We start from the raw sequence: 18,702 nt of genomic DNA on the forward strand, positions 1-18,702 counted from the left end.
TGTGTGCCTCAGACACCAAAGCTGAGCCCTTCATTGAGCGTCCAGCGCCCATCCTGCCCACGCACCCAGCCCGAAGAGGCCCATGTCCCGCCATCGACCGGCAAAACCACGCCAGTGACATAGCTCGACATGCCCGACGCAAGGAACAGCGCGGCATCACCACATTCGCTGTCAAACCCTTCGCGCCCCAGCGGGATCAATCGGTTCATGGCATCCTTTGCTTGCGATGAAGGCATTTTCCAGGTCGCAGGATCGACCGGTCCGGTCCGGTTGCCATGATTGCCAGGTGTAACCGTGTGGTCGGGCGCGATCGCATTGACCCGGATGCGGTGCTCGCTCAATTCCAGCGCCATTGAGCGGGTAAAGGCGATCATCCCTGCCTTGCACGCGCCATAGACGGCGAAATTGGGCGCGGCGCGTGATCCCTCGATGCTGGTAACGTTGATGATCGACCCGCCCCGCCCTTCGCGGATCATGATCGGTGCGGTGGCGGATGTCGCGGTCAGCATCGAAACGAGGTTGATGTCGATATGCCGACGCCAGCTGCGCTCGCTCTGTTCAAGAAAAGGCCGCGCCGAAACGCCGCCTGCATTGTTGACGAGGATGTCGATGCGGCCAAATCGGCGATCCGTTTCGGCGACGGCCGCACGCAGGGCATCGCTGTCCATCACGTCGCACGGCAGGGGCAGCGCCTGCCGTCCCATGGCCCGGATGGTGCCGACGGCCTCGTCGCATCGTTCGGGGATGATATCGACAATCGCGACATTGGCCCCGGCCTGCGCGAGGCTCAGCGCAATCGCCCGGCCGATGCCGCCGCCAGCGCCAGTCACCAGCGCGACCTGACCGTCAAGACTGAGCCGGCTCATGCCTCACCTTTCCTGAAGACCCGACAATATTCGATGCGGTGACCGTCGGGGTCGAGCAAATAGAAAAACTCGGCGTCCCTGCCCTGGCGCACACCATCGGCATCGATGGGAAAACCGGGCATGGGATGGTCGTCAAACTGTGCACCACGCGCCGCAAGGCTGGCCCGCAGCGGACCAAGCGCCGTGCGCACCATCAGCGCAATGCCGACACGCTGCTCACCCGACCCGGTGCTGCCCGGCAGCAGCCAAAGCTTGACCCCGCCGATGCGGAAACAGGCCATTGCCGTGGCGCGACCATCCACCGACCGGTCCTCGCCACGGTAGATCGGCGGGGCGCCAAACATTTCCTCATACCAGCGCACCGACGCCTCAAGATCGGCCACCCGCAGGTTGATGTCGAGCTTGGCCTCCGGTGCCTCAGTCATCCGTGTCGACACCCATGATCGCGCCGGTGACATAGGCGGCATAGTCGCTGACCAGATAGGCGGCGAGGCGGCCGACGACAGCATCCTGCCTGTGCGTAAGGATGGAATTGACGCGAATACCGTCCCTTGCCCATTCAACCCCCAGGGTCTTGGTCAGATTGACGAGCGCCCCGGCGGCAGCTGCCTGATCGGTTCCCAGTGCCTGTTCGGGCGCTCCGACAAACAGGACGGCGCCCGTCGCCTGCCGCTCGCGACACGCCGCGGCAAAGGCCTGAGCGGCGAAAAATCGCTCATCCAACCCTTGGGCCAGCACCCTGCGCCACTCCTCATGCGACTGTTGGTGGGCAGGGACATGCGGGGGCGGGGCGGCGACATGGACGATGATGTCGCAATCGCCATCGGCGACGAGGACGGCGCCTGCTGCCCGCAATTCTGTTTCAATCGCCCTATGCGTGCCGATGAGGCGGGCCGTCTTGCCCGCAAGCCAGCCGCTCATTGCCACCCCCAGGGGCCATTGGCGCGTTCGCGCGGCGGGACATAATCGGGCATCATCAGCGACCGGCGCAGCGACTCCCCGCCATCTTGCAGGATGATCTGCCCGGTGATGCCGTCGAAGATCGATGAGCAGAGCATCGCGGACAACCAGCCAAATTCATGGATGCTGCCGGTCCGACCGGCCGGGATCATGTTCTGCAAGGGAGCAATGGCTTCGGGGCTGTCGCCGCTTGTGGTGGTCGGATGCGGGAAGAAACCGGCGGCGACCGCATTGACGCGGATGCCGTGCGGCGCCCAGTCGCGGGCCATGGCCTTGGTCATGGTCGCTTGCGCCGTCTTGGCGGCGGCACTGTGCGCGTCACCGGGAAAGCCGGTCCAGATATATTGGGCGCTGTTGTTGATGATCGCCCCGCCCTCACCGCGCGCGATCCGGCGGCGGGCAAATTCGGTCGAGCAGAGGAAGGTGCCATCAATGGCAATGCGGGTCACGGCATACCACGCGTTGGCTGAAATGGCTTCAGCAACAATCGGGAAATTGGCCCCGGCATTATTGGCGAGAAGGCTGACCGGGCCAAACCGCTGTTCAACAGCGTCAAAGGCATCGGTAACCTGATCGGCATGGCGGACATCACAGCTGAGGCCGAGAGTTTCCACACCATGCTCGGCGGCAAGGCGCGCCGCCGCCGGTTCCGCCTTATCGAGTGATCGGCCCACAACGGCCACCGTCGCACCGCCCTGCGCAAAGGCGCGGGCCATCGCGAACCCCATGCCGGTGCCACCACCTGTCACCAGCACCACCTGCCCCGCGAACAGGTCCCGGCCATAGGGCGGACAGTCGATTGGCGGTGGTTGGACAAGCCTGTGATGCGCGGGAACCGGCATATCATTCTCCCTTTTTCCCAAGGTTGCGCATCGCGGGAGATTATGTCAACACATAGATAACTAGGTAATACAGGAGAGAGTGGATGCAGTTGGCGGAGCTGCTGGCGCGGGAGGCAATCCGCGACCTTCTCACGCGCTATACCTACAATGGCGACAGGGGACGGATTGACGCGCTGGCGGCCTGCTTTGCCGACAATGGCGTGCTCGAATTTCCGGGCAACAGCGGCACCGGCCCGACCGGCGTCAAGGCGGCGCTGACGAGTGGCGAGCGCAATCCGACAATCAGCTTTGTCCGCCACCATGTCACCCCGCCAATCATCGAACTGGCCGCTGATGGAGAGAGCGCAACGGCGCGCAGCTATTTCGCTGTGACCAGCGACAATGGCCCGGACCACAGCGGCACCTATGACGATTGGCTGACGCTTACCAAGCAGGGCTGGCGCTTCGCCCTGCGGCGGGTGCGGATCGACTGGCAGGCCGAGACCAGCCTGTTCCGAAGGATGAAGAGCCGTAACGAGGAAGGTGCATGACCGATGATCTCGCCACACTCGCCGACATTTCCCGGCTGACCCGTTGGCTTGACGAGCATGTTCCGGCGCTGGGGCATGGACCGCTCTCGATCGAAAAAATCCACGGTGGCACCAGCAATGTCATCCTGTCGCTCAACCGCGGTGGAGAGACGATGGTACTGCGCCGTCCCCCGGCCGTCCCGCCGCCGGGCAGCGAAAAGTCGGTGCTGCGTGAGGCGCGCGTGCTCGCCGCTCTGAACGGCACCGACGTGCCGCACCCGCATTGCTTTGGCAGTTGCGCCGACCCGGACGTGATTGGCGCGCCCTTCTACGTGATGGAGCGCGTGCATGGCTGGGCCGCCGAGCTGCGCGACGGGCGGATTTACAACCGCGCACCATTCGACAAGCCCCCTCTCGCGGCCGGCATCGCCTATGCCATGGTCGACGGACTCATCGCGCTCGCCAAGGTCGATTATCAGGCAGTGGGCCTGTCGGACTTTGGCCGGGCGGACAATTATCTCGAACGGCAGGTCGATCGCTGGGAAGGCCAGATCAAAAGCTACAAGCAGCTGTACGATCATGAATGGCGCGACCTGCCCGGCTATGCGCTGACCCGTGACTGGTTGCGGGCCAACATACCGGATGATTTCACGCCCGGCGTCATTCATGGCGATGTCGGCACGCCCAATGCGCTGTTCGCCTTTGACGAACCGGCCCGGTTGACCGCGCTGATTGATTGGGAATTGTCGACCATCGGCGACCCGCTGATCGATCTTGCCTGGTTCACCAACAAGCTGCGGGACGAAGCACATCCCGACCGCATCGACCCCGACGCGCTTTACCCCATTGCCGATTATCCGACCCGGCAGGAATTGGCACGCCATTATGCCGCCGGAACGGGCCGCGACCTCAGCAACTTTGATTATTATGCGGTGTTGGCGCTGTTCAAGGGCGGCTGCATCCTTGAGTATAAAGTGGCGCAGGCCGGCAAGGGCATCTTGTCCGCTGAGACCGGCCGCTTCTTTGACCGCCTCGTCCGAGGCAATTTCGCCCGCGCCGAAGAGATCATCCGCAGCCTCGGCTGAATGGACCCGCGCACCAATGGAGAGAGACAATGTGGGATTTCAGCACCGACCCGGAGTTTCAGGCCAAACTCGACTGGATAGCGACGTTTGTCCGCGAGGAATGCGAGCCGCTCGACCTGCTCTTCCCGGGCCATGGTGATCCTTATGACGTCCACAACGCCCAATCGAGGGCGATTATCGCACCGTTGCAGGAGCAGGTGAAGGCGCAGGGACTATGGGCCTGTCACCTAGGCCCCGAACTGGGCGGTCCCGGCTATGGCCAGATGAAGCTGGCACTGATGAATGAAATTCTTGGGCGTTCCTATTGGGCACCGACGGTGTTCGGCACCGCTGCACCCGATACCGGCAATGCCGAAATCCTCGCCATGTTCGGGACCGAGGAGCAAAAGGCGCGCTATCTCCAGCCACTGATGGATGGGACCATCGTCTCGACCTTTTCGATGACCGAACCGCAAGCGGGTGCCGACCCCAAGGAATTTGTCTGCCGGGCGTACCGCGACGGCGACGAATGGGTGATCGACGGGCAAAAATGGTTCTCGTCCAACGCCCGCTATGCATCCTTCCTGATCGTCATGGCGGTGACCGATCCGGATGCGCCGCCGCACAGTCGCATGTCGATGCTGATCGTCCCGACCGAAACAGCCGGCGTGAAATTCATCCGCAACGTCGGCCTGATGGAGGAGCCACTGGGCGAAGGCATTCACGGCTATATGCATTATGACAAGGTCCGTGTGCCACTGGACGCGATGCTCGGCGGGCCGGGTGAGGGCTTCAAGGTGGCGCAGGCGCGGCTCGGCGGGGGGCGCGTCCATCACGCCATGCGCACCGTCGGCAAATGCCAGCGGATGATCGACATGATGCTCGAACGCGCCGTGTCACGCCGCGCGCAGGGCCGGCTGCTCGCCGACCACCAGTTCGTCCAGGGTGACATCGCCGATTCCATCATCGAGCTTGAGCAATTCCGCCTGTTGGTGATGAAGACCGCCTGGGTGATCGACACCCAGCCACATGGCGCGGCCCGAACGCTGATCGCCATGTGCAAGGTGCAGATGGCAGAGGTTTATCACAAGATCGCCCGCCGCGCTGTCCACCTCCATGGCTCGCTCGGTGTTACCAATGAAATGCCGCTGGCCTATTATCTGATGGGCGCGGAAAGCCTGGCGCTCGCCGATGGCCCGACCGAGGTGCACAAGGTGCAGGTGGCCAAGGCCTTCCTGAAAAATGCGAAGCCGCACGAAGGCCTCTTTCCCAGCGAGCATATCCCGACCAGACTGGCCGCCGCCAAACAGAAATATGCGGGAGTGCTCGACCAATGACATTGGATCCCCTGTTCGACTTCACCGGCAAGGTGGTGCTGGTCACCGGCGGATCGCGCGGGCTGGGCTATCAGATGGTCCGTGCCTTTGCCGAACGCGGCGCCGACATCATCATCGCCAGCCGCAAGCTCGACAAGTGCGAGGAGGTGGCGGCCGAAGTGCGGGCCATGGGCCGACGTGCGCTCGCCTTTGCCGCGCATGTCGGGCGCTGGGCTGAATGCGATGCGCTGATCGAGGCGGCCTATGCCGAATTCGGCCGGGTCGATGTCCTCATCAACAATGCCGGCATGTCACCGCCCTGCCCCAGTCACGAGATGCCCGAGAGCCTGTTCGACTCGGTGATGAACCTCAATTTCAAGGGGCCGTTCCGCCTCGCCAGCCAGATCGGCCACCGCATGGCCCAAGCCGACGGAGGCTGCATCATCAACATCAGCTCAACCGGCGCGTTGATGGCCCTGCCCGCCGTCGTGCCTTATGGCGCGGCAAAGGCGGCGCTCAACGCCATGACCGTCTCGCTCAGCCGCGAATATGGTCCAAAGGTGCGGGTCAACACCATCTCGGCCGGCCCTTTCCTCACCGACATTGCCGAGGCGTGGGACCCTGCCAAGCGCGAGAGGCAACCCGTAGCCCTGGGGCGCCCAGGCAATCCGCGCGAAATTGTCACCGCCGCACTGATGATGGCAAGTCCGGCGTCCAGCTATACAACCGGCGCGCTGCTCCGCGTCGATGGCGGCCAGCGATAGGAGGCGATGATGGGCGATCTGGTTCTGCGCGATGACAGGGACGGCATTGCCACCCTGACACTCAACCGCCCCGACAAGCGCAACGCGCTGAATGTGACCCTGTGGGGGGAATTGGACGCGCATATCGCCGCCATCCGCGCGGCGGGCGATGCCATCGGCGTTGTCGTGCTCAAGGCCAATGGCCCCACATTCTGCGCCGGCAATGATCTGTCCGAACGCGGCGCACGCACGCCCGAGCGCCATTACCAGGCCAATGTCATCACTCGCCTTGCCACCCTGCCGCAGCCGGTGATCGCCGCCGTGCAGGGCGGTTGCTATACCGGCGGGTTGGAGCTGGTACTGGCCGCCGACATCATCGTCGCCGCACGCTCGGCCCTGTTCGCCGACACGCACGGCAAGTTCGCCCTCGTTCCCGCCTGGGGCATGAGCCAACGCTTGCCGCGACGGGTGGGTGAATGGAAAGCCCGAGAGATGAGCTTTACCGGCCTGCCGGTCAGCGGCGAGGAAGCAGCACGCATCGGCCTCGCCAACCATGTCGTCGACGATGAGGCGCTGAATGCGAAAGTGGCCGAACTTGCTACGGCCATCGCCGGACAGAGCCGTCACAGCGTCTTTGCCTACAAGAAACTCTACAGCGAACAGGCCGACCTGCCGCTCAGTGCGGGCTTGGCTCATGAAGTGTTCGCCAGCGCCGGTGTCGGTCCCGACTTTGCCGAGCGGGTAGCGGGCAAGTTCGGCAAATAGAGGCAGGAGTGTCCGCTCAATCGAGCGGCGCATTCTCCCTCATGGTCGACCATTGCCGCCCGTCGTGGCCAAAGATGATCCGCGTGCCTTGCCTCCGCAAGTTGGCGAGCCGCTCCATTGTCGCCATGCCCAGCTCGGCATCGACCACGGCGGTTTGCAGCACCATCAGGTCGAGGTTGCGTTCGGTGTAGCAGCAGTCCCCGGCGAGCAGCACATCGCCGCCGGGCAGCTTGACGATGACGCTCTGGTGGCCATCGGTGTGGCCATAGGTCGGCACGATCCTCACACTGCCGTCGCCGAACAGGTCATGCTCACCGTCGATGGCGAGGATCGGGTGGCCGGTGTCGAAATCGGCCGAGTCATAGAGCATCGGCTCCTCGCTGTTGCGCGCCGCCGCCAGTTCGCGCGACTGGAGGATCACCGTGGCATTGGGGATCGTCGCGTTGCCGCCGCAATGGTCGATATGGCAGTGCGAATTGATGATCCAGTTGATGCTGGCGGGGTCCACATCAATCGCGCGCAGCCGGGCTGCTATCTCCATGCCTTCAAACCATTCGAGGCCGAACTTGTTGGCCGGCAGCGCATCGGCACGATCGCGGCGATAGCGCACACCCATGCCGGTATCGAACAGGGCGCGCCCCTTGGGATGGTCGATCAGGAAACTCGGCACCGGACCGCGGATATAGTCCCCGGTCTCACCCGCGATGAAATAGCCCGGACGGCACTGGAACCAACCGGTGTTGAAGGCAAAAACCCGCAATTCCTGCTCCATGCTTCCCAATATCCCTCGACTTGTCTTATATGACCTAGTTATATATCTTTCATCCGATTCCGCCGCAACAAGGAACCGCGATGCTCGACTGGTCCAGATTGCGCCTGCCGGTGATGCAGGCCCCGATGATCATTGCCGCCAGTCTCGACCTTGTCATGGCGTCGTGCAAGGCCGGAGTCATTGGTGCATTCCCGGTCGGCAATGCGCGTCCACCCGATACGCTGGAAAACTGGCTGGCTCGGCTGGCAGACGAAGAGGCACAGACGCTCGAAGAGGGCGGCACCTTCGCACCCTGGTGCGTCAACCTGTTGGCGGCGCGGCAGATCGAGCGGGACCTCAAGCGCGAGCGGCTAGACCTGTGCCGTCGCTACAAGGCACCGCTGATCCTCACCAATCTGGGCGACCCACGCGAGGAGGTGGAAGCCGCGCATGAATGGGGCGGGCTGGTGTTCCATGATGTGACGACGATGCGATTTGCCGAAAAGGCGATTGAGGCCGGCGTCGATGGCCTGATGCTGGTCTGTGGCGGCGCGGGCGGCCATGCCGGCACGCTCAATCCCTTCGCTTTCCTGCCGCAGGTGCGCCGCATCTTTGACGGCCCGATCATGCTCGCCGGTGGCATCGCCGACGGCCATGGAATCGCGGCGGCGCTGGCCCTCGGCGCTGATCTGGTGGCGATGGGCACGCGCTTCATCGCCACAAGGGAAGCGGGCGCCAGCCCCGAGCACAAGCAATGTCTGGTTGATGCCGCAGCCGAGGATGTGCTGTTCACTGATGCCATCGCCGGCATGCCGGCCAGCTTCATCCGCCAATCGATCATCGCCAACGGCCTCGACCCGGATGCCCTACCGGCCCCCCTGGCTTTCCACCGGCCCAACCTGCCCGAAGGCGTGCGGGCATGGAAAACAGTTTTCAGCGGCGGCCATTCGGTCGGGCTGGTTGACGACGTCACCAGCGTCGCAGACCTTGTCGACCGGCTCGAATCTGAACTATCCGAAGCTGCTGCACCCCGCGACTGGCGGGCAAGTTTGCGCGGGAGACTATGATGCCATTGGCAGTGATGACCGACCAACTCGGGCCGCCCGAGAATTACAGCCTGCGCGAGCATGACCCCGGTGCGCCGGGCGCGGGTGAGGTGCGCATGCGCATCCGCGCCGCCGGCATTTCCTATGTCGATGTGCTGACGGCTGCCGGCAATTATCAGGTCAAGCCACCAGTGCCCTTCATCCCCGGCAGCGAATGCGCCGGGGTGGTCGAGGCGGTGGGGGACGGCGTCACCGGCTTTGCACCGGATGACGAGGTTGTTGCCAGCGGCTGGGGCGGCTTGTTTGCCGAGGTGGCCGTGCTGCCAGCCAAAATGCTCCAGCCCAAGCCTGCCGGCCTTGATTTTGCCGAGGCAGCAGTCTTCCCGGTCAGCTATGCCACGGCATGGCATGCGCTGGTCGATCGGGGCCAGCTCAAGGCGGGCGAGACGCTCCTCGTCCTCGGTGCCGGCGGCGCCACCGGCTTTGCCGCCGTGCAGGTTGGCAAGCATCTGGGTGCGCGGGTCATCGTTCTGGCTTCGAGCGACGAGAAGCGCGCGCTGGCACTGGCAGGCGGCGCTGGCGCTGCCATTGACGGCCGCGCCGAGGATTGGCGCGATCAGGTGAAGGCAGCCAATGGCGGCAAGGGCGTTGACGTCGTGTTCGATCCGGTGGGTGGCGCGATGACCGAAGCGGCGTTCCGCTCGCTCGGCTGGAATGGGCGGCACCTCATCATAGGCTTCCCGGCCGGCATGACCGCACTGCGCACCAATCTGGCGCTGATCAAGGGCGCCAGCCTGATCGGTGTCGACATCCGTCAGTTCGGTATTTTCGAAGCCACCAAGGCCGACGCCAACCGCAAGACCATCTTTGCGCTGGCCGGGTCAGACGGGCTGAGGCCCGCCATTGCCCATCGCTACCTGCTGGCCGAGTGGAAGGCGGCGATGGAGGCGGCGGCCAGCGGGGAGAGCGCCGGCCGCATTGTCCTCATCATGGAGTGAGGCGGGGGCTCAGCCCACAGCCTTCAGCGCGTCGAGCACACGGATGAAATGGTCGCCGCGCCACACATCCTGGTCCTCGCCCCAGCCGATGCCGCCATCAATATCCCAGCGCATCAGCTGGTTGACGCCATAGCCCGCCTCACTCATCGACGAGACGACAAAGCCTTCCGATGTCATCGTCCGGCCATGCTCGTCGACCAGTTCGACCTGCATATGGGTTGACCAGCCAGTGGTCGGGCTGCGGAACACTCGCATCCGCGAACCTTCGGCCAGCGAACCGAAATTGCCGTCGCGGCGGATCCACCCCGCATTCATCGGCGACCAGCCGTCAGCATCGCCATCCTGCACCCGGGCAAAACCGAGGAAGCCGGTGCCGTCCTTGCGGTGACCAAAGATATACTGGATGCGCCCGCGACCGCGCTCGCGCTCTATCTCGCGCCAGCGCGCGCCACCGGGATGCTTCACACGGTCCATGTCGCTGGCATAGACTTTCGGGCTCGCCGCATAGGGCCCGCCGCGCGGTCCCCAGGTACGGTCCCGCACGCCGATGCCGTCAATCCGGATGCGCTCCCCGCGCAAGGTCATCCAGCCCTCGACATGGCCGAGCTGGTCGAAATGCGGCGTCTGCATGAAGGGCGGTTTGCCCGGCGGAAAGCGGTGCGGCCGGTGCAGGCCGGTATGGGTGAAATCGAGCGCGAAGCCCCGCGACGGGTCTTCATAGAGCAGGTGATATTTCATCCCCGGCTCGATCATCTTGAGGCTGTAGCCCGGCCCCGCCTTGTCGCCGGGGAATGTGATGTCAGTGAGGTCGGGCGCATCAGGCATCGGTGCTTCCTCGACCTTGCGGAAATAGGCCATGCGCGCCGGGTCATAGCCCTCGTCATCCCAGGCAAAGATACGCCAGGTGACGGTCCTGCGATTGGGATAATAGGGCGCGTGGATCCAGCAGCCGATCTTGCGTTCGGGGATATTGAACGACCACCAGTTGGTTTCCGTTTCATAGGGGTCGTCCGACAGCTGGTGATAGCGATCGTCCTCGGGCTTGAATTCCAGATCGTCCGTCATGTGCGTGCCTCCAGTTCGTCGAGAGCCGCGCGAAACAGCGCGGCGATGCGGCCAACATCAGGGACTTTCTCCGCATCGGCGATGACGCCCATGTCGAGATTGTCGCCGCTGCGCCGCGAGGTGATATTCAGGAATCGGCCCGAACCGATGATCGGGACCGGGTAATTGTGCAGCTGCGCAAACCCCGCATAACTGCGCGGCTCGGCAGGCCCCGGCACATTCGACAGGGTGAGATTGCCGGGAATCAGGCGTTTGCCGCCGACCATCCGATCAGCAAAAGCGGCGCGGCGATCGCGCGCGCCAAAGGGCTTTTCCGCGGCATCGAGCAAGGCTTCATCATGCGGGGAGCGGCGCATTTCCGCCGCCATTGATGCCTGAATAGCGCGCAGGCGCTCGATGGGATCGGCAAGGTTGGTGGCCAGATGCGGATGCAGGGCAACAATGCGATTACCAAAATCGCCATGCTCCGGACGGCGGTATGACCGCGCCGAATTGACGACGAGCGGCGCATCCGGGAGTTCGCCCCGGTCGCTCAGATAGGTGCGCAGCGCACTGCTCGCCAGCGTCAGGAAAATGTCGTTGACCGTCGCATCAAGCCGTTTGCCTACCGCTTTGACCCGCGCGACGGGCAGGCTGATGGTCGCGTATCGACGCTGGTTGGAGGTTGGACCAGACAGGGCAAACTCCGGGGTAGGGGTGCGCTCGCCGTTCAAAGGCTCAAGTGCGGCCAGCGCTGCCTTGCGATGCACGGATTGCTGCGCGCGCAGATCGGCCTCTGTCTCAAATCGTGCCTTGGCCTTTTCGAGCCACTGTTGGGGATCCGGCAAAACTGCATCAGCGCGACGCGGGCTTGCCGGAGGGGTGGCATCGCTGAGCAATCCCAGCACCGTCTGAAATCCGATCCCGTCGGCAACGCTGTGGTGCATTTTGAGATACAGGGCACTGCCCCCGCCCGCCAGACGTTCAAAGACATGCGCCGCGAAGGGCGGACCCGACAGATCAAGCCGCTGCATGTTGATATGGGCGACCGCTTCATAAAGCTCTGCCTCTTCCCATGCGCCGTTATGTCGCACAACGCTGACAAGGGTTTGGAGGTCGGCGCTGGCGATATCGGCCCATACATCGCTGTCATAGCCGTCAGGAGCCTGCAAAAGCCGCACGAGCAAAGGCGTTACCGGCAGCCGTTCGGCAAATTGGCGGCGAATGGCGTCGGCAAAGCCATGCTGCCGCTGTGTCGGGACATCGAGCAAAATCAGCGCGCCAACATGCATCGGCGAGGCATCCGTCTCCGCGAGGATCATGAAATGGTCATCGGGCCGCAAGCGACGGACACCGGGAGCCAGCAACGGAGAAGGAAGAGCGCTCATCACCTACCAGCCGCCCAGCACCGCCGCACGGGCACGATGCAAGGTCGGGTTGCCGAGCCACGCCGCATCGAACAGTGCCCGGCGGAACCAGTAGTTGAGACCATAGTCCCAGGTGTAGCCAATGCCGCCATGCGCGGCGATGGCGGCACGGGTGGTTCGGACATAGACATCGCAAAGGTGCGCCTTGACCATGGCGGCGGCGCGCGGTGCGTCGGGCAGGCCGGCGTCATGGGCATAGGCGGCATACCAGACCATCGCCCGCGCCGGTTCGACATCGAGCGCCATGTGCGCCAGCTGGTGCTTGAGCCCCTGAAAGCGCCCGATCGGCTGGCCGAACTGTTCGCGCTGCTTGGCATAATCGACGCTCATGTCGGTGCATCTTTGTGCCCCGCCCAGCGCATCGGCGGCGATCAGCACCAGCGCGGCGTCGTGCAGCTTTTCGACCATCTGATCACCCGCCGGGAACAGCTCGATAGCCATGCCACCGGAGAGGTCCACGCGTGACACAGGCCGCGTCCTGTCCGTCGCGCTGACAGTTTCAATGCTCACACCTTCCGCGCCGACCAGCGACAGCGGCCCATCGCGCTCACCGGTGAGGAACCAGTCAGCCCCGCGCGCGCAGGGAACAAGGGCGCCGCCGCCCAGTGCCAGCGTCGCGACAATACTGCCATCGACCAGCCCTTCGAGCAGCGCCGCGGCCTGCGGATGGGCAGAGCGCGCCACAGCGGCCACTGCCAGCAATTGCCCGATCAGCGGCCCCGGTGCCGCCGCCTCTCCGACGACTTCACAGACCAGCGCCGCGTCGAGCAGCCCCATGCCGCTGTCGGGCAGCAGGATGCCGCCCAGCCCCAGCGCCATCAGCGCCTGCCAGCTGTCTGCATCGACATCCGCCTCGCCCTCGGCAAAGGCGTGCATCCGGTCGAGCGTCCACAGGTCGGCGAGCGTCCCGCGCACCGCATCCTGAATTGCGACCTGTTCGGGTGAGAGGTGAAAGCGCATCACTTCTCTCCTGACATGGCAAGGTCGCGCGGGAGGCCAAGCCCCCGCTCGGCGATGATGTTGCGCTGTATGTTCGAGGCACCGCCGGCAATCGAGTTGCCCAGACTGCCCATGATCTGGTCGAGCCACTTTTCCGGCCCCCTTGGCCCGCGCGGCCCGCGTCCCCCGGCGCCCGCCGGCTCGACAAAGCCATGCTCACCGATCAGGTCCTGCGCCAGCAGCGCCATCTCATGCCCCACCTCGGTCAGCGCCAGCTTCATCATCAGGCTGACCGGTCCCGGATCATCACCGGCAGCGGCACAGGAAAAGAGGCGGAAGCTGGTGTAGCGGTGGGCCATGACAAAGCCCTCGATCTTCGTCAGCCGGTCGCGCACCAGCGGATCGCCGAGCCTGCCCATGTCGCGGGCGAGTTCGACCAGCTTGTCAAATTGCTTGCCCAGACCATCGGCGCTGCCGATGCTGGCGCGTTCATGCTTTAGCGTCGTGCGGCTGACATACCAGCCTTGCCCCCGCTCCCCCACCTGCCAGCTGACCGGAGTTTCGGCATTGTCGAAGAAGAATTCGCAGAATGTATGTGCGCCTTGCTCCCCGGTCATCTGGCGGATCGGGCGGCGGGTGATACCGGGCTGGTCAAGGTCGATCAGCAGATAGGTGATGCCGTCATGTTTCGGCGCATCGGGTTCGGTGCGCACGAGCATGAACATGTGCGTCGATTGCATCCCCTGCGACGTCCATATCTTCTGCCCGTTGATGATCCATTTGCGGCCGTCGGCAGACAGCTCACCCTTGGTCCGCACGCTGGCGAGGTCGGAGCCGGAGCCCGGCTCCGAATAACCCTGCCCCCAGATATAGTCGCCCTCAATGGTCTTGCGGATGAACAGTTCGCGTTGCTCTTCCGTCCCCTTTTCCAGCAGGGTCGGCACGGTCATGTTGACGCCATTGCCGCCGACTTCCATCGGCGCGCGCGCGCGGTTGAATTCCTCGCGGATCACCTGAGCCTTGATCACATCGACTGGCTGCTCCGACCCGCCATAGCGTTTCGGCACGCCGCGATAGAGATAGCCCGCATCAATCGCGGCACGGCGAAAGTCGCGAACGAACGCCTTGAGGTCGTCGCCGCGGCGCTCACCCGGCTGCCACACAGTCTTCAGAAAGGTGCGCACCTCTCCGCGAAAGGCCTCCGCCTCGGCACCATAGCTCAGGTCCATGCGTCTCTCATCCCGTCCTTGTGACAGGCTGAGTCTATGCCCGACTTATATAACCACGTCAAACAGGTTGCGGCTATTTGGGAATGACGGTGCCGTCCCAATAGCGGTCGCGGATCAGCCGTTTGTAGAGCTTGCCGGTGTCCAGTCGTGGCAAGGCCGGATCGAAATCAAAGGAGCGCGGGCATTTGACCGGTGAGAGATGCTCGCGGCAATAGGCCTTGAGCTCTTCGGCCAGCGCGGGTCCCGCTTCCTCCCAGCGCGCCGGCTGGACGACCGCCTTCACTTCCTCGCCCATCTCGGCATTGGGAACGCCGATCACCGCGACATCCGCCACCTTGGGATGATTGATCAGGACATTCTCGATTTCCTGGGGATAGATGTTGACCCCACCCGAGATGATCATGAAGCTCTTGCGGTCGGTGAGGAACAGATAGCCGTCCTCATCAACATAGCCGATATCACCCAGCATAGACCAATCGGGATGCTGCGGGTGGCGGCTCTCACGTGTCTTCTCAGGATCGTTCAGATATTCGAACGGCCAGCCGCCCTCGAAATAGATGATCCCAGGTTCACCGGGTGGCAGTTCGCGCCCGTCCTCGTCGCAAATATGGAGAATACCCCAGGTGGCCTTTCCAACTGACCCCGGCTTTTGCAGCCATTCCTCCGAAGAAATGCCGGTCGAACCATTGCCCTCACTGCCGGCATAATATTCAAAGATGATCGGCCCGAACCAGTCGATCATCTTGCGCTTGATCTCGACTGGACAAGGTGCGGCCGCGTGGATCACCAGTTGCAATGATGACAGGTCATGCCCCAGCCGCTCCTCGTCGGGCAGTTTGAGCATCCGCACGAACATGGTCGGCACCATCTGCGTGGCGGTGATGCGATAGCGTTCGATCGCCTTGAGCGCGCCTACGGGATCAAATTTGCGCATGACGACGACTGTCGAACCCAGTCGGTGACAGGTCGTCGAATAAGCCATTGGCGCCGTGTGATAGAGCGGCGCGGGCGACAGATAGATAGTATGCTGATCAAAGGCATAGGCATCGCGCAGCCGGTCGTGCAGATTGTTCGGCGCGGTCGGGTCCTCACCGGTCAGCGGCAGCTTTACCCCCTTGGGACGGCCAGTGGTGCCCGACGAATATACCATGTGAAATCCCGCCGATTCGTCATCAATACGTCCAGAGGGCATGGTGGCCCGGGCGGCATTCCACTCTTCAAGTGTCAGGCAGGTGGCAAAGCCATCGGCGCGGACGAGGTCGAACAAGGCAGACACAGCAGCGATATCGACATCGCCGATCAGCAGCTTCGCACCGCTGTTGCCGACGATATACTGCGCTTCCTCGGCGGTCAGCGCGGTCGCCATCGGCGTGATGTAGAGGCCAGCGCGTTGCGCGGCCCAATAGATTTCGAAAAATTCGGGCCGGTTGGTGATCCACATTGCGACGGTGTCACCACCGTTGAGCCTATGCTGCCGGAGCAGGTGCGCGCCCTGATCGGCACGCCTCTCCATTTCGCCATAGGTGAGAGTCTCGCCGCTTTCCGCGATGATGATGGCGGGCTGATCCGGCCGCGCGGCGGCGTGAATCCGGGGATGGGTCATGCGGTAAACTCCCTCACAATCACCATCCCCTGGATGGTGCGACTTAGAGTGCCCGCAGCTCGGCTGTCGTCAAGCTGGTGGTTGCGCGAGTGCCATTGATGGTCAGGGTCGACACAGGGATGCGGATGAAGGCTCCACGATAGATAACCGACACAGCGACCGCTTCACCCGCTTCGTTGGTGACGACGCGAACGATCCGGCCGACGCGGCCGCCTTCACTGGTGACGATCGACATGCCTTCACGCAGGGCCGGTGCGGCGGAGGTGGCAGCCGTCTGGGCAGCTACCGGCGCGGCAACGACAGTGGCAGCAGCGAGGGCGAGGGCAAGGGTGGGGAGACGCATCAGATTATCCTTTTCAGAGTTATTTGTTCGACGGCTGAAAGCAGGCCAATTTGCGATTCGCAAGCCAAAACCATCAAAACAGATAACTTTTTATGGGGTCGTCACGAGCCTTCCCTTGCCGCCCTCTCCGCTTTCCAGATTTGCGCGGTTGCCTGGGTCGACAGCGTCATGTTGAGCGCCTCGGCATCGAGCGCCGCCTCAAACGCCCAATCCTCGGCATTGTTGAGATTGGCCTTCATGTAGCGATAGCCCATTCGCGGTCCGTCGGCGAGGCGGCGGGCAGCCTTCATCGTCTCTTCGGCCAGCACGGCATCATCGAAAAGGCGGGTATAGAGCCCCTTGGCATAGGCCTGCTCCGCCGTCAGCTTCTCGCCCAGAAGGAACAATTCCCGAGCCACGCCGGTGCCGACAATCTTGGTCCAGAACCAGGTTGAGCCGAAGTCGCCGCCCGCGCCGATCCGGTCAAAGGCGGTGAGAAAGCTCGCGCTGGTTCCGGCAAAGCGCAAGTCGCAGGCCCCGGCAATGCCGATCCCTGCCCCGGCCACCGGGCCATTGACCATGGCAATGGTCGGCTTGGGCATTTCATGCAGCAGCCGCGCCGTCTCCATGAAACCGCGCAACCGGGCAAAGCCCTGCTCGGTCCGGCTGCCGCTGCCGCGGTTGGCCGCAACCACCGCCTTGTCGGCGCCACCCTCTTTCAGGTCACCGCCGGCGCAAAATCCGCGCCCTGCTCCGGTGACGATGACACAACCGACCGAGGCATCCCGCGCGGCATCGGCGCAGGCATCGGCCAGCGGTGCCATGATCGATGCGGTCAGCGCGTTGAGCCGATCCGGGCGGTTGAGTGTGATGGTGCGGACGCCATCGTCATCCGCCACCAACACCTCGCTTGTCGGCGTATCGCTGTCGCTCACTTGCCCCCCAATTCCCAATGGCGCGCCATCATCTGGGCCGCCTTCTGCGCCAGCTCGCGTGGCACTTCGCGATACATCGGCAAGGGGTTCTCCTTGCTCGGCAGCGCGATGGTGGCGGTGGCGCGCACCGATTCCTCGCCGCGCTGGTTGACGAATTTGACCGCGACATCGACCACGGTCTGACCGTCCTCGACACGCTTGGCAAGCACCTGCCCGGTCACTGTCTGAACGTCGCCCATATAGTTGAATTTGCGGATTTCGTCATGGACGTGGAGGATCACCGCATCATCACCGCACCAGTCGCTGAGATATTGGTAGAGGAAATTCTCGCGCATTACCCCATAGTCATAGGCCATCGGGTTGCCGATCGCCTGCGCCCATTTCGGGTCCCAGTGCAGCCGTTGCGCGACATCGGGGATGCCCTGCTCATTCTTCACATAGAATGCCGGGATGCGTTGGCGGTTCTTGTGCGCCAGCCGGTTGGCGGTCGGAGCATAGGGCACAAAGCCATAGCCGCCGGCGTGGAAACAGATGACGTCTGTGACGGTCAGCGGACCCTTGGCCTGCGTGCCCAGCGAGTCACCCACCTCAACATCCTCCGCCCAACGTTTGGCCGCGCCCTGCACCTTTTCGGCCGCATAAATTGCCTCAATCTCGGCAAATTCCTCTTCGGTATAGGTCGCTGGCGGGATTGAGAGATTTTTGCCCTTCTTGGCCGCGGTCTTGCGTTCGGTCAGGACGCGGAGGATGCGATAGACAGCGACCACCTCGCCGCGCTGGTTGACCTTGACGTCGCGGCGGACGGCGATGACCGACTTGCCGGCAAATTCCGACTTCTTGACCTCGCAGGTCTCGTCACCGGCAAAGCTGTAGATGGTGTCGCCGGGTCGCACCGGCCGATAGAAATCCCAGGTCGAACCGGAGACGAAGACGTGGATACCCTTGAACAGGCTCTTGCGCAGCGCCTTGATCTCATCGGGCACCGGATCGCCGAGCATCGGCTTGTTGAGGATGCCGGTCATCATGCCGGGAGCGATGATCCCGCCCCAACGCGTTCGTCGCGCATAGTCCGGATCGCAATAGAGCGGATTGTCGTCACCACAACCGTGCGCGAAGTTGCGGATATTATCCTCGGTCGCGGTCTGGAAATATTCACGGGTCTTGGACGCCTGTTCGAATCCGAGCAGCTTTCGCTGCCGATCGATATCATGGTCAGTGATCTCATAATCGACGGCTTTCTGCCATTCGTCGCTCTGCAAAATGTCCTTCTGGGCCTCAGCCATCATCTCGCTCCCGTCAAATTCCAACTTGTCTTAGTTGTATAACTAGGTAATATACGGAAG

General features: G+C 63.3%; 20 protein-coding genes. 7 read left to right on the top strand and 13 right to left on the bottom strand.

What is annotated here, in order from left to right:
• Positions 1 to 8 precede the first annotated feature (8 nt).
• From GV829_RS02250 to GV829_RS02265, 4 genes are read right to left on the bottom strand one after another with little or no spacing between them, the layout of a single operon-like run.
• Entirely contained in the window at positions 9 to 866 is an 858-nt protein-coding gene (locus tag GV829_RS02250) for an SDR family NAD(P)-dependent oxidoreductase (protein ID WP_169943634.1), read from the bottom strand.
• Entirely contained in the window at positions 863 to 1,291 is a 429-nt protein-coding gene (locus tag GV829_RS02255) for a VOC family protein (RefSeq protein WP_169943635.1), read from the bottom strand. The genes GV829_RS02250 and GV829_RS02255 overlap by 4 nt, the downstream gene beginning before the upstream one ends.
• The gene (locus tag GV829_RS02260) at positions 1,284 to 1,787 is read right to left on the bottom strand and encodes an SDR family oxidoreductase (RefSeq protein WP_169943636.1); all 504 of its coding nucleotides are present in this window, start codon (positions 1,785 to 1,787) and stop codon (positions 1,284 to 1,286) included. The genes GV829_RS02255 and GV829_RS02260 overlap by 8 nt, the downstream gene beginning before the upstream one ends.
• Complete coding sequence (locus tag GV829_RS02265) at positions 1,784 to 2,668, bottom strand: SDR family oxidoreductase (RefSeq protein WP_169943637.1); 885 nt, start codon at positions 2,666 to 2,668, stop codon at positions 1,784 to 1,786. Before GV829_RS02265 ends, GV829_RS02260 begins: the two co-directional genes overlap by 4 nt.
• 83 nt (positions 2,669 to 2,751) lie before the next feature.
• Here GV829_RS02265 and GV829_RS02270 point away from each other — a divergent pair, with 83 nt between their 5' ends.
• Genes GV829_RS02270 through GV829_RS02290 form a run of 5 tightly spaced genes read left to right on the top strand, consistent with a single transcriptional unit; the run spans position 2,752 to position 7,065 of the window.
• Positions 2,752 to 3,198 (top strand): nuclear transport factor 2 family protein, encoded by a 447-nt coding sequence (locus tag GV829_RS02270; protein ID WP_169943638.1) that lies wholly within the window; start codon positions 2,752 to 2,754, stop codon positions 3,196 to 3,198.
• The gene (locus GV829_RS02275) at positions 3,195 to 4,262 is read left to right on the top strand and encodes a phosphotransferase family protein (RefSeq protein WP_169943639.1); all 1,068 of its coding nucleotides are present in this window, start codon (positions 3,195 to 3,197) and stop codon (positions 4,260 to 4,262) included. The genes GV829_RS02270 and GV829_RS02275 overlap by 4 nt, the downstream gene beginning before the upstream one ends.
• Positions 4,263 to 4,291: 29 nt before the next feature.
• On the top strand, positions 4,292 to 5,578 hold the full coding sequence (locus GV829_RS02280) for an acyl-CoA dehydrogenase family protein (RefSeq protein ID WP_169943640.1): 1,287 nt from the start codon (positions 4,292 to 4,294) through the stop codon (positions 5,576 to 5,578).
• Positions 5,575 to 6,321 carry an SDR family NAD(P)-dependent oxidoreductase gene (locus tag GV829_RS02285; protein WP_169943641.1) on the top strand — a complete coding sequence of 249 codons (747 nt, stop codon included), beginning with the start codon at positions 5,575 to 5,577 and terminating at the stop codon, positions 6,319 to 6,321. The genes GV829_RS02280 and GV829_RS02285 overlap by 4 nt, the downstream gene beginning before the upstream one ends.
• A 6-nt stretch (positions 6,322 to 6,327) precedes the next feature.
• Positions 6,328 to 7,065, top strand: a complete 738-nt coding sequence (locus GV829_RS02290; protein ID WP_246202968.1) for an enoyl-CoA hydratase/isomerase family protein — start codon at positions 6,328 to 6,330, stop codon at positions 7,063 to 7,065.
• 16 nt (positions 7,066 to 7,081) lie between these two features.
• Here the strand turns inward: GV829_RS02290 and GV829_RS02295 are convergent, their stop codons facing one another.
• Positions 7,082 to 7,837, bottom strand: a complete 756-nt coding sequence (locus tag GV829_RS02295) for an N-acyl homoserine lactonase family protein (RefSeq protein ID WP_169943642.1) — start codon at positions 7,835 to 7,837, stop codon at positions 7,082 to 7,084.
• Between the two features lie 80 nt (positions 7,838 to 7,917).
• On the opposite strand from GV829_RS02295, the gene GV829_RS02300 reads away from it, so the two are divergent.
• Both GV829_RS02300 and GV829_RS02305 read left to right on the top strand, forming a co-directional pair.
• Complete coding sequence (locus tag GV829_RS02300) at positions 7,918 to 8,883, top strand: NAD(P)H-dependent flavin oxidoreductase (RefSeq protein WP_169943643.1); 966 nt, start codon at positions 7,918 to 7,920, stop codon at positions 8,881 to 8,883.
• Between the two features lie 14 nt (positions 8,884 to 8,897).
• Positions 8,898 to 9,860: an NADPH:quinone oxidoreductase family protein gene (locus GV829_RS02305; protein WP_246202970.1), complete on the top strand. Its 963-nt coding sequence runs from the start codon at positions 8,898 to 8,900 to the stop codon at positions 9,858 to 9,860.
• A 9-nt stretch (positions 9,861 to 9,869) separates the two neighbouring features.
• Here GV829_RS02305 and GV829_RS02310 read toward each other — a convergent pair whose 3' ends face one another.
• The 8 genes from GV829_RS02310 to GV829_RS02345 form a co-directional block, all read right to left on the bottom strand.
• Positions 9,870 to 10,925, bottom strand: a complete 1,056-nt coding sequence (locus GV829_RS02310) for a DUF7065 domain-containing protein (RefSeq protein ID WP_169943644.1) — start codon at positions 10,923 to 10,925, stop codon at positions 9,870 to 9,872.
• Entirely contained in the window at positions 10,922 to 12,292 is a 1,371-nt protein-coding gene (locus GV829_RS02315) for a wax ester/triacylglycerol synthase domain-containing protein (protein ID WP_169943645.1), read from the bottom strand. The genes GV829_RS02310 and GV829_RS02315 overlap by 4 nt, the downstream gene beginning before the upstream one ends.
• 3 nt (positions 12,293 to 12,295) lie before the next feature.
• Positions 12,296 to 13,291 carry an acyl-CoA dehydrogenase family protein gene (locus GV829_RS02320; protein WP_169943646.1) on the bottom strand — a complete coding sequence of 332 codons (996 nt, stop codon included), beginning with the start codon at positions 13,289 to 13,291 and terminating at the stop codon, positions 12,296 to 12,298.
• Positions 13,291 to 14,499, bottom strand: coding sequence for an acyl-CoA dehydrogenase family protein (locus GV829_RS02325; protein ID WP_169943647.1), 1,209 nt, complete (start codon positions 14,497 to 14,499; stop codon positions 13,291 to 13,293). The genes GV829_RS02320 and GV829_RS02325 overlap by 1 nt, the downstream gene beginning before the upstream one ends.
• Before the next feature lie 73 nt (positions 14,500 to 14,572).
• Positions 14,573 to 16,102: an acyl-CoA synthetase gene (locus GV829_RS02330; RefSeq protein ID WP_169943648.1), complete on the bottom strand. Its 1,530-nt coding sequence runs from the start codon at positions 16,100 to 16,102 to the stop codon at positions 14,573 to 14,575.
• A 43-nt stretch (positions 16,103 to 16,145) separates the two neighbouring features.
• Positions 16,146 to 16,445, bottom strand: coding sequence for a hypothetical protein (locus GV829_RS02335; protein WP_169943649.1), 300 nt, complete (start codon positions 16,443 to 16,445; stop codon positions 16,146 to 16,148).
• Between the two features lie 101 nt (positions 16,446 to 16,546).
• On the bottom strand, positions 16,547 to 17,359 hold the full coding sequence (locus tag GV829_RS02340; protein ID WP_212612142.1) for an enoyl-CoA hydratase-related protein: 813 nt from the start codon (positions 17,357 to 17,359) through the stop codon (positions 16,547 to 16,549).
• Entirely contained in the window at positions 17,356 to 18,645 is a 1,290-nt protein-coding gene (locus GV829_RS02345; protein ID WP_212612143.1) for an FAS1-like dehydratase domain-containing protein, read from the bottom strand. The genes GV829_RS02340 and GV829_RS02345 overlap by 4 nt, the downstream gene beginning before the upstream one ends.
• Positions 18,646 to 18,702 lie beyond the last annotated feature (57 nt).

Origin of the sequence: Sphingomonas lacunae (assembly GCF_012979535.1) — a bacterium.
In the GTDB taxonomy this organism is placed as follows: Bacteria; Pseudomonadota; Alphaproteobacteria; order Sphingomonadales; family Sphingomonadaceae; genus Sphingopyxis; species Sphingopyxis lacunae.